Origin of the sequence: Neisseria sp. P0013.S005 (assembly GCF_051958425.1) — a bacterium.
Classification (GTDB): domain Bacteria; phylum Pseudomonadota; class Gammaproteobacteria; order Burkholderiales; family Neisseriaceae; genus Neisseria; species Neisseria subflava.
Genome location: NZ_JBQCVL010000005.1, coordinates 190,862 through 199,947 on the forward strand (window position 1 = coordinate 190,862; position 9,086 = coordinate 199,947).

The 9,086-nt window shown below is 48.0% G+C and carries 10 protein-coding genes; 7 read left to right on the forward strand and 3 right to left on the reverse strand.

Going from position 1 to position 9,086, the window contains the following annotated elements; all coding sequences use genetic code 11:
* Positions 1-2 precede the first annotated feature (2 nt).
* Both priB and rpsF read right to left on the reverse strand, forming a co-directional pair.
* Positions 3-305 (reverse strand): primosomal replication protein N, encoded by a 303-nt coding sequence (priB, locus tag ACTHTA_RS07115; RefSeq protein WP_308888006.1) that lies wholly within the window; start codon positions 303-305, stop codon positions 3-5.
* Positions 302-673, reverse strand: a complete 372-nt coding sequence (rpsF, locus tag ACTHTA_RS07120; RefSeq protein ID WP_003686150.1) for a 30S ribosomal protein S6 — start codon at positions 671-673, stop codon at positions 302-304. The genes priB and rpsF overlap by 4 nt, the downstream gene beginning before the upstream one ends.
* Before the next feature lie 245 nt (positions 674-918).
* Here rpsF and hscA point away from each other — a divergent pair, with 245 nt between their 5' ends.
* The 4 genes from hscA (at position 919) to fdx (ending at position 4,283) form a co-directional block, all read left to right on the forward strand.
* A complete protein-coding gene (gene hscA / locus ACTHTA_RS07125; protein ID WP_308887979.1) occupies positions 919-2,781 on the forward strand; it encodes a Fe-S protein assembly chaperone HscA in 1,863 nt (620 codons plus the stop codon).
* 79 nt (positions 2,782-2,860) lie between these two features.
* Positions 2,861-3,490, forward strand: a complete 630-nt coding sequence (locus tag ACTHTA_RS07130) for a GIY-YIG nuclease family protein (protein ID WP_308887978.1) — start codon at positions 2,861-2,863, stop codon at positions 3,488-3,490.
* Entirely contained in the window at positions 3,487-3,849 is a 363-nt protein-coding gene (locus tag ACTHTA_RS07135; protein ID WP_308887977.1) for a TIGR02328 family protein, read from the forward strand. Before ACTHTA_RS07130 ends, ACTHTA_RS07135 begins: the two co-directional genes overlap by 4 nt.
* Before the next feature lie 92 nt (positions 3,850-3,941).
* The gene (gene fdx, locus ACTHTA_RS07140; RefSeq protein WP_003686005.1) at positions 3,942-4,283 is read left to right on the forward strand and encodes an ISC system 2Fe-2S type ferredoxin; all 342 of its coding nucleotides are present in this window, start codon (positions 3,942-3,944) and stop codon (positions 4,281-4,283) included.
* Between the two features lie 76 nt (positions 4,284-4,359).
* On the opposite strand, the gene ACTHTA_RS07145 is transcribed toward fdx, so the two are convergent.
* On the reverse strand, positions 4,360-4,977 hold the full coding sequence (locus ACTHTA_RS07145; RefSeq protein ID WP_308887976.1) for a hypothetical protein: 618 nt from the start codon (positions 4,975-4,977) through the stop codon (positions 4,360-4,362).
* Between the two features lie 318 nt (positions 4,978-5,295).
* Between ACTHTA_RS07145 and iscX the strand changes: the two genes are divergently transcribed.
* The 3 genes from iscX (at position 5,296) to metE (ending at position 8,910) form a co-directional block, all read left to right on the forward strand.
* Complete coding sequence (gene iscX, locus ACTHTA_RS07150) at positions 5,296-5,493, forward strand: Fe-S cluster assembly protein IscX (protein ID WP_003682097.1); 198 nt, start codon at positions 5,296-5,298, stop codon at positions 5,491-5,493.
* A gap of 169 nt (positions 5,494-5,662) precedes the next feature.
* Positions 5,663-6,544, forward strand: a complete 882-nt coding sequence (gene metF / locus ACTHTA_RS07155) for a methylenetetrahydrofolate reductase (RefSeq protein WP_003682095.1) — start codon at positions 5,663-5,665, stop codon at positions 6,542-6,544.
* A gap of 89 nt (positions 6,545-6,633) precedes the next feature.
* Entirely contained in the window at positions 6,634-8,910 is a 2,277-nt protein-coding gene (metE, locus tag ACTHTA_RS07160) for a 5-methyltetrahydropteroyltriglutamate--homocysteine S-methyltransferase (protein WP_308887974.1), read from the forward strand.
* Positions 8,911-9,086: the final 176 nt, after the last annotated feature.

Sequence of the window (9,086 nt, forward strand, 5' to 3'; positions counted from 1 at the left end):
GTTTAACCTTTATATTCTTTAATGTTCTGTATGCGTAGTACCGGCTTGGGGAAGCGTTGGCTGCGTTGCGCCAAAAATCCTTCCGACTCGATGATAGCATCTTGCCGATACTGCCATTCCTTAGCCTGCTTACCTAAAATCCGCGCAGGAATTTCAAACTTGACCAGACATTTCTGTCCGTTTTCTTCCTGCCAAGACTCATGTTGCAACACAACATCTAAAACAGGAACTCCTGCCGGCGTATATCTCAAAGGCTGAACCTGCAAGATACGGGCGGTAAGCTTAATCAGATTGTTCAATCTTATTCGGCTGCTGCAACTTCTTCAGCTGCACCGTTCAGCAAGTTTTTTGCTTTTTCGCCGCCCAGCATTGGGGAAGCTTCAGTTACAGCGTGTTTTGTTTTGATGGTCAGGTGACGCAGTACGGCATCATTGAAGCGGAAAGCAGTTTCCAGCTCTTCAACCACTTCAGGAGTAGTTTCGATATTCATCAAGACATAGTGTGCTTTGTGGATTTTGTTGATTGGGTAAGCCAATTGACGACGGCCCCAGTCTTCCAAACGGTGGATTTTACCGCTGGCTTCAGTAATCATGGTTTTGTAACGCTCAACCATAGCAGGCACTTGCTCGCTTTGATCAGGATGAACGATAAACACGATCTCGTAATGACGCATGTTATCTCCTTATGGATGATTAAAAACAGCCTTTCACCATGCGAAGTAAAAGGCAAGGCAAAGAGGCTGAATTTTATCCGCATTTCTTAAAAAATACAAGTCTGAATTCAAAATCCACTTTCTTTTCAATTAAAAAACAACATTAGGCCTTATGGTTATTTCCTAGCAAACCACTCAACTATCTGCCAAAAATCTGCTAAAATCTGCTCCATCCTAATAAATACAGCATCAGAAGGCACACAATCATGGCTCTTTTGCAGATTTCAGAACCCGGCATGTCCGCCGCCCCCCATCAACACCGCCTCGCCGTAGGCATTGATTTAGGCACAACCAATAGCTTGGTTGCCACCGTCCGCAGCGGCAGCGCAGTCTGCCTGCCCGATTCAGACGGCCGCGCCACCCTGCCTTCGGTTGTCCGTTATTTGGATGGCGAAGTTGAAGTCGGCAAAAATGCCCTTTCCGCCCAAAAAACCGATCCGCTAAATACAATCAGCTCCGCCAAACGTTTAATCGGCCGCACCCTTACCGACCTCGCACAAGAGGCGCAATACCTGCCCTATCGATTTACACCCAATGAGCGCGTGGTCGAGTTAAACACCCGTCAAGGCGCGAAAACGCCTATCGAAGTATCGGCAGAAATCCTCAAAGCCCTCAAATTGCGTGCTGAAGAAACATTGGGCGGCGATTTGGTCGGTGCCGTCATTACCGTACCCGCTTATTTTGACGATGCCCAACGTCAAGCTACCAAAGATGCCGCGCGCTTGGCAGGCTTGAATGTCTTGCGCCTCCTCAACGAACCGACTGCCGCCGCAATCGCCTACGGACTGGACAACGCCTCAGAAGGCACGTTTGTCGTTTACGACTTAGGCGGTGGCACATTCGACGTATCCGTATTGCAACTGACCAAAGGTCTGTTTGAGGTTAAAGCTACCGGCGGCAACAGCGCATTGGGCGGCGATGACTTCGACCATCGCTTATTCTGCTACTTGCTCGAACAAAACGACCTTTCCAAACTCAACGAACAAGACAGCCAACTTCTGCTTTCCCTTGTTCGTACCGCCAAAGAAAAACTGACCACTCAAACCGAAGCCATCATCGAAACCACGCTTTCAGACGGCCATAAAATTCATACCGTCATTACCCGCCAAGAGTTTCACAATCTGACCCAAAATCTGGTACAAAAAACCATCGAACCAGTCAAACAGGCTTTGAAAGATGCTGGCGTAACCAAGGCGGATGTCAAAGGCGTGATTATGGTTGGCGGCTCTACCCGTATGTTGCACGTTCAACAAGCAGTTGCCACATTCTTTGGTCAAACCCCGCTGAACAACCTCAATCCTGACGAAGTGGTCGCACTCGGTGCCGCCATACAGGCAAACGTCCTTGCCGGCAACAAAACCGACGGCGAATGGCTGCTGCTGGACGTTACCCCCTTGTCACTCGGTTTGGAAACCTACGGCGGACTCGCCGAAAAAATCATCCCGCGCAATTCCACCATCCCCACCGCGCGCGCGCAGGACTTCACCACCTTCAAAGACGGTCAAACCGCCATGACGATACACGTCGTACAAGGCGAGCGCGAACTCGTTTCCGACTGCCGCAGCCTTGCCAAATTCACCTTGCGCGGTATTCCGCCCATGACCGCAGGCGCGGCGCGTATCCGCGTTACCTTCCAAGTTGACGCCGACGGCTTGCTGTCCGTTTCTGCCCAAGAACAAAGCACCGGCGTACAGGCGCAAATCGAAGTCAAACCTTCCTACGGTTTGGACGACAGCACCATTACCCAAATGCTCAAAGACAGCATGAGCAACGCTGCCGAAGACATGGCCGCACGCGCACGCGCCGAAGCCGTAGTCGAAGCCGAAAGCCTGACCGATGCCGTCAACGCTGCTCTTGAATTGGATAGCGATTTATTGGAAGCCGAAGAATTGCAACAGATTCAACAAGACATTGCCGACTTGCAAGGCCGTCTGAAAGACGGCAAAGCCGAAAACATCCGTGCCGCCGTCGCCAAACTCAGCCACAGCACCGACAACTTCGCCGCCAAGCGCATGAACCGCAACATCCAACGTGCGCTTACCGGACAAAGTGTTGATAATATTCGATGACGAATAGTTTCAGACGGCCTTTGATAAAAAGGCCGTCTGAAAAGATGTCATCTCACAGAAATAAAAATAAAGGACAACAATGGAAAAAGCAGGTATTGTCTACCTGATGAAAACCGTCATCAAAGGTGTATATAAGATTGGTATTACTGACGAAAATAATTTTGAAATTAGAATGCGCCATTTGGAAAACAACGGCTACGCAAACGTTGCCGGATTAGAACGCATTCTAGCCATTAAAACCGACAACTATAAAGAAAAAGAAACCTTACTTCATGAAATTTTCGGCAAAAGCCAAATAGGAGAAACTGAGCTTTTTGCAATTGATGAAAATCTTGTAAAAAGGCTTTTTCTCTCATTAAGAGGCGAAATTGTATTTCCTAAAAATGAAATAGCAGAGTTAGGTTTTGAAAAAACTGTCAAAGAACATCATCAAGAAAAAATCTTTGAAGTAAACAGAAGTGCATTTATCTCCTTTATTAAGGAAAAGCACCAACAAAATCCTTTCATATTAAGAAATCTCATCTCTTCAGAAAATGCATATAAACCCAAAAACTCCAAAGTCCGTCTATATAAAGACGAATACTTTGGAAAAAGCGGATCAAAGCTAACCACTGAAATTGAAGATGGTCTTCACATTTATACTACCTACTCAAAAAAGGATTTGAAGATAGCTTACGAAGATTACTCAAAATTATTTGAATCACAATGAGACTCTGGCACCAAACTCTTATCCCCCTACTCCCCCGCGCCCAGCTTTTGGGGCAACACCGCGAATGCGCCGCTTTACGTGGGGCGGGTTGGGGCAGGCCGCATGCGACGGTGAATTATGTCTTCACCCATTCGCCTTACAAGCTCTATCTGTATCACGCACTGATTATGGAAGAGATGGAAAAGCGCGGCTACAAGCCTGACGTTTTATGGAAAGACCCGTTGTATCGCGGCAAAGCGGTGGTACCGTACCATGCACATGAAGCCGAAACAGCCTCTTCACCCATTTACGCCGAACACGATGATGCTTATTTAGATGAATGCTTGGAAAACCTAAAAAGTAAAGGCATCATGTTATAAACCCATTTTTCAGACGGCCTGAATATTGAATATCCAAGGCCGTCTGAAGCCGCTTTAACCACAACCACTCTTAAACAACCGAGACAATAAAAATGCCAAAAATTACCGTACTCCCACACGCGACATTATGCCCTGAAGGCGCGGTTATCGAAGATGCGCCCGAAGGTCAAACCGTCCTTGACGTACTGCTCGACCATGACATCGAAGTCGATCACGCCTGCGAAAAATCCTGCGCCTGCACCACCTGCCATGTGATTATCCGCAAAGGTTTTGACAGCCTGGAAGAACCGACCGAATTGGAAGAAGACCTGCTCGACCAGGCATGGGGCTTGGAAGCCGATTCACGTTTGAGCTGTCAGGCGGTCGTTGCCGATGAAGATTTGGTCGTAGAAATCCCCAAATATACGATCAACCATGCGCGTGAAGACCACTAGAACAAGGCTTAATGAAAAAGGCCGTCTGAAACCACAAATTCATGGTTTTCAGACGGCCTTTTGGTTATGCAGCAAATTATTTGATATGAGGGAAAATAAAACGCATACGGGAAATCTGCATAGCCACTTTCTGAGTAGCAGAATAATTTTCGATTTTTTCTTGAATTCTGATTTGATGCAGATTGCCGTTATGCTTAGGAGCAGATTTTTGAGGCTCGCTTGTCGCCTGTAACTCTTGCTCTGTTTTCAACGCTTCCTCTGCCTCGATGGCCGAAAGTGCAGCCTCATCTCTTACCAAACCGAAACGCTCGATAATGACATTGGCTTCATCTATATAATGAGATTTGTCCGCGCCATTTTCCAACACCGCATCTTCAAGCACAACCGACAAATGCTTGCCGCAATTTTCGATACGCTCTGCGATACGCGAATAAACCATCCAACGTTTCAGCCTCAACGCGCCTGCATCGTCATTGGGTGAAGCGGCATCCAGTTTAATCAAACCATAATGCTTGCCGTAATACAGACGAAACACCAGCTGCTTCAAACCTTCTGTTTCGTCCAGCATCCGATAAAATTCGCGAACCAACAACAGCAAACGGTCAAATGCGCCTGCTTTAGACAGATACTCCGGATCATCGGAAGCAAGCGCGTAAATCAGTTTGGACAATTTGGCGTTGAGTGCGTTATTCATCTTTTTTCCTTTTATTTTTACGTGATGGATTTCGTATTAAGAGCCGTTCTAGATGATTTGGTTGCATTGGGATAATGTAAATTATTCATGCGCAAACCATCATTCAAAACGGAATAAAATATATAAAACGGCAAATTCAAAGCGAATGTGCCGTGGTTTTTTTAAGTGCCGTGCTGTATTTTAACGCAAATATGCTATTTTGTTAAAAAATACCCGCATTATTTATATCCGCATCTACAGTAAAACATTCTGGCAGTCCGCCTACTTCTTGATTAAAATGTTCACCAACAGCCTAAAGACCAAATAAAGGAGCACGTCATGAAATGGACAGATACCCAACGCATCGCCGAAGAACTCTACGACCTGCACGGCGACAGCATCGACCCAAAAACCGTTCGCTTTACCCAACTGCGCGATCTGATTATGGCTTTGCCTGAATTTGACGATGATCCGGCGCGTTGCGGCGAGCGTATTCTCGAAGCCGTGCAACAAGCATGGATAGACGAAGCAGAATAAGCTTTCTTCCATTACATCAAACAAGACCTCAGGCTGTTTTTCAGACGGCCTGAGGTCTTTATTAAATCTATTCATACAATTTCGGAAAATTTCGAAATTGACTCATACTGACCTCAAATTTATTATGCAGTCTGACAACAAATAAAAGATATGCAGAAGGTGCATAAGCATGAATCACGCTAGAGAAATTAACGCATTAAATCACAGCCTTTCCGATTTGAAAGGCGACATCAATGTTTCATTTGAATTTTTTCCGCCGAAAAACGAACAAATGGAAACCATGCTGTGGGATTCCATCCATCGCCTGCAAACCCTGCACCCGAAATTTGTTTCCGTAACTTACGGTGCAAACTCAGGCGAGCGCGACCGCACTCACAGCATCGTTAAACGCATCAAACAAGAAACCGGCCTTGAAGCCGCCCCTCACTTGACCGGTATCGATGCCAGCCCTGACGAGTTGCGTCAAATTGCCAAAGACTATTGGGACAGCGGTATCCGCCGCATCGTTGCCCTGCGTGGCGACGAGCCGCCCGGCTACGAGAAAAAACCTTTCTATGCCGAAGATTTGGTCAAACTGTTGCGCTCCGTTGCCGACTTCGACATTTCCGTAGCGGCCTATCCTGAGGTACACCCGGAAGCCAAATCTGCTCAAGCGGACTTGATCAATCTGAAACGCAAAATCGATGCGGGTGCAAACCACGTTATCACCCAATTCTTCTTTGACGTGGAAAGCTATCTGCGCTTCCGCGACCGTTGCGTGATGATGGGCATTGACGTTGAAATCGTTCCCGGCATCCTGCCTGTAACCAATTTCAAACAATTGGCCAAAATGGCCCAAGTGACCAACGTCAAAATCCCAAGCTGGCTGTCTAAAATGTACGAAGGTTTGGATGACGACCAAGGCACGCGCAACCTTGTTGCCGCCAGCATCGCCATCGACATGGTCAAAGTCCTCTCTCGCGAAGGTGTCAAAGACTTCCACTTCTACACCCTCAACCGCAGCGAACTGACTTACGCCATCTGCCATATTTTGGGTGTACGTCCCCGTTAATAAAACAGACGGCCTCCCCATTCTGATTTACAATATCGAACATTCAGGCCATACCGGCCTGATTAAAAATTCCAACCAGGAGAGTTAACATGACAACATTGCATTTTTCAGGCTTCCCGCGCGTCGGTGCCTTCCGCGAATTGAAATTCGCACAAGAAAAATACTGGCACAAAGAAATCAGCGAGCAAGAATTGCTGGCTGTTGCTAAAGACTTGCGCGAGAAAAACTGGAAACACCAAGCTGCGGCTAACGCCGATTTCGTTGCTGCAGGCGATTTCACTTTCTACGACCACATCCTCGACCTGCAAGTTGCCACCGGTGCCATCCCTGCCCGTTTCGGCTTCGACAGCCAAAATCTGTCTTTGGAACAATTCTTCCAACTGGCCCGTGGTAACAAAGACCAATTCGCTATCGAAATGACCAAATGGTTCGACACCAACTACCACTACTTGGTGCCTGAATTCCACGCCGATACCGAATTCAAAGCCAACGCCAAACACTACGTTCAACAACTGCAAGAAGCCCAAGCTTTAGGCCTGAAAGCCAAACCGACCGTTGTGGGTCCGTTGACTTTCCTGTGGGTTGGTAAAGAAAAAGGCGCTGTTGAATTCGACCGTCTGAGCCTGTTGCCTAAACTGTTGCCTGTTTACGTTGAAATCCTGACTGCTTTGGTTGAAGCCGGTGCCGAGTGGATTCAAATCGACGAGCCTGCTTTGACTGTTGACCTGCCTAAAGAATGGGTAGAAGCATACAAAGACGTTTACGCTACTTTGAGCAAAGTAAGCGCCAAAATCCTGTTGAGCACTTACTTCGGTTCTGTTGCCGAACACGCTGCTTTGCTGAAATCCCTGCCTGTTGACGGCCTGCACATCGACTTGGTACGCGCTCCTGAACAGCTGGACGCATTTGCTGACTACGACAAAGTTCTGTCTGCCGGCGTTATCGACGGCCGCAACATTTGGCGCGCTAACCTGAACAAAGTTTTGGAAACTGTTGAGCCTCTGCAAGCCAAACTGGGCGACCGTTTGTGGATCTCCAGCTCTTGCTCTCTGCTGCACACTCCATTTGACTTGTCAGTTGAAGAAAAACTGAAAGCTAACAAACCTGACCTGTACTCTTGGTTGGCATTTACCCTGCAAAAAACCCAAGAATTGCGCGTTCTGAAAGCTGCATTGAACGAAGGTCATGATTCTGTTGCCGAAGAACTGGCTGCCAGCCAAGCTGCTGCCGACTCCCGTGCCAACAGCAGCGAAATCCACCATGCAGACGTTGCCAAACGCCTGGCCGATTTGCCTGCCAACGCAGACCAACGCAAATCTCCATTTGCTGACCGTATCAAAGCGCAACAAGCATGGTTGAACTTGCCTCTGCTGCCGACTACCAACATCGGTTCTTTCCCACAAACTACCGAAATCCGCCAAGCACGCGCAGCCTTCAAAAAAGGCGAACTGTCTGCCGCCGATTACGAAGCCGCGATGAAAAAAGAAATCGCCTTGGTGGTTGAAGAGCAAGAAAAACTGGACTTGGACGTACTGGTACACGGCGAAGCCGAGCGTAACGACATGGTCGAATACTTCGGCGAACTGTTGAGCGGTTTTGCATTCACCCAATACGGCTGGGTACAAAGCTACGGCTCACGCTGCGTTAAACCACCTATCATCTTCGGTGACGTAAGCCGTCCTGAAGCCATGACCGTGGCTTGGTCTACTTACGCACAAAGCCTGACCAAACGCCCGATGAAAGGCATGTTGACCGGCCCTGTAACCATTCTGCAATGGTCTTTCGTCCGCAACGATATTCCTCGCTCTACCGTGTGCAAACAAATCGCACTGGCTCTGAACGACGAAGTATTGGATCTGGAAAAAGCAGGCATCAAAGTCATCCAAATCGACGAACCTGCCATCCGCGAAGGTCTGCCTTTGAAACGTGCCGATTGGGATGCCTACCTGAACTGGGCCGGCGAATCTTTCCGCCTGTCCTCTACCGGTTGCGAAGACAGCACCCAAATCCACACTCATATGTGCTACTCTGAGTTCAACGATATCCTGCCTGCCATCGCCGCTATGGACGCTGACGTCATCACCATCGAAACTTCACGTTCCGACATGGAGCTCTTGACTGCGTTCGGCGAGTTCAAATACCCGAACGACATCGGCCCAGGTGTTTACGACATCCACAGCCCACGCGTACCGACTGAAGCTGAAGTTGAGCATCTGTTGCGCAAAGCCATCGAGGTTGTACCGGTTGAACGTCTGTGGGTTAACCCAGACTGCGGCCTGAAAACACGTGGCTGGAAAGAAACTCTGGAACAACTCCAAGTGATGATGAACGTAACCCACAAACTGCGTGCCGAACTGGCTAAATAATGTGAGTTAGATGAAAGGCCGTCTGAAAATTTTCAGACGGCCTTTTTTCTTTATCGATATTTAGACCAGCGTGTAGAAACTAGTAGCGTTGTTTACAGCATTTCCAGGAGAATACTGAAACATGAACATGCACAAAAACACCCGTCTCACCCCGCACCACCGCCAAGCCATTTGGC

Coding starts and splice junctions, on each gene's coding strand:
- iscX (WP_003682097.1), top strand. CDS start 5,296: ATGAAATGGACAGATACCCAACGCATCGCCGAAGAACTCTACGACCTG.
- hscA (WP_308887979.1), top strand. CDS start 919: ATGGCTCTTTTGCAGATTTCAGAACCCGGCATGTCCGCCGCCCCCCAT.
- ACTHTA_RS07130 (WP_308887978.1), top strand. CDS start 2,861: ATGGAAAAAGCAGGTATTGTCTACCTGATGAAAACCGTCATCAAAGGT.
- ACTHTA_RS07145 (WP_308887976.1), bottom strand. CDS start 4,977: ATGAATAACGCACTCAACGCCAAATTGTCCAAACTGATTTACGCGCTT.
- ACTHTA_RS07135 (WP_308887977.1), top strand. CDS start 3,487: ATGAGACTCTGGCACCAAACTCTTATCCCCCTACTCCCCCGCGCCCAG.
- metE (WP_308887974.1), top strand. CDS start 6,634: ATGACAACATTGCATTTTTCAGGCTTCCCGCGCGTCGGTGCCTTCCGC.
- metF (WP_003682095.1), top strand. CDS start 5,663: ATGAATCACGCTAGAGAAATTAACGCATTAAATCACAGCCTTTCCGAT.
- fdx (WP_003686005.1), top strand. CDS start 3,942: ATGCCAAAAATTACCGTACTCCCACACGCGACATTATGCCCTGAAGGC.
- rpsF (WP_003686150.1), bottom strand. CDS start 673: ATGCGTCATTACGAGATCGTGTTTATCGTTCATCCTGATCAAAGCGAG.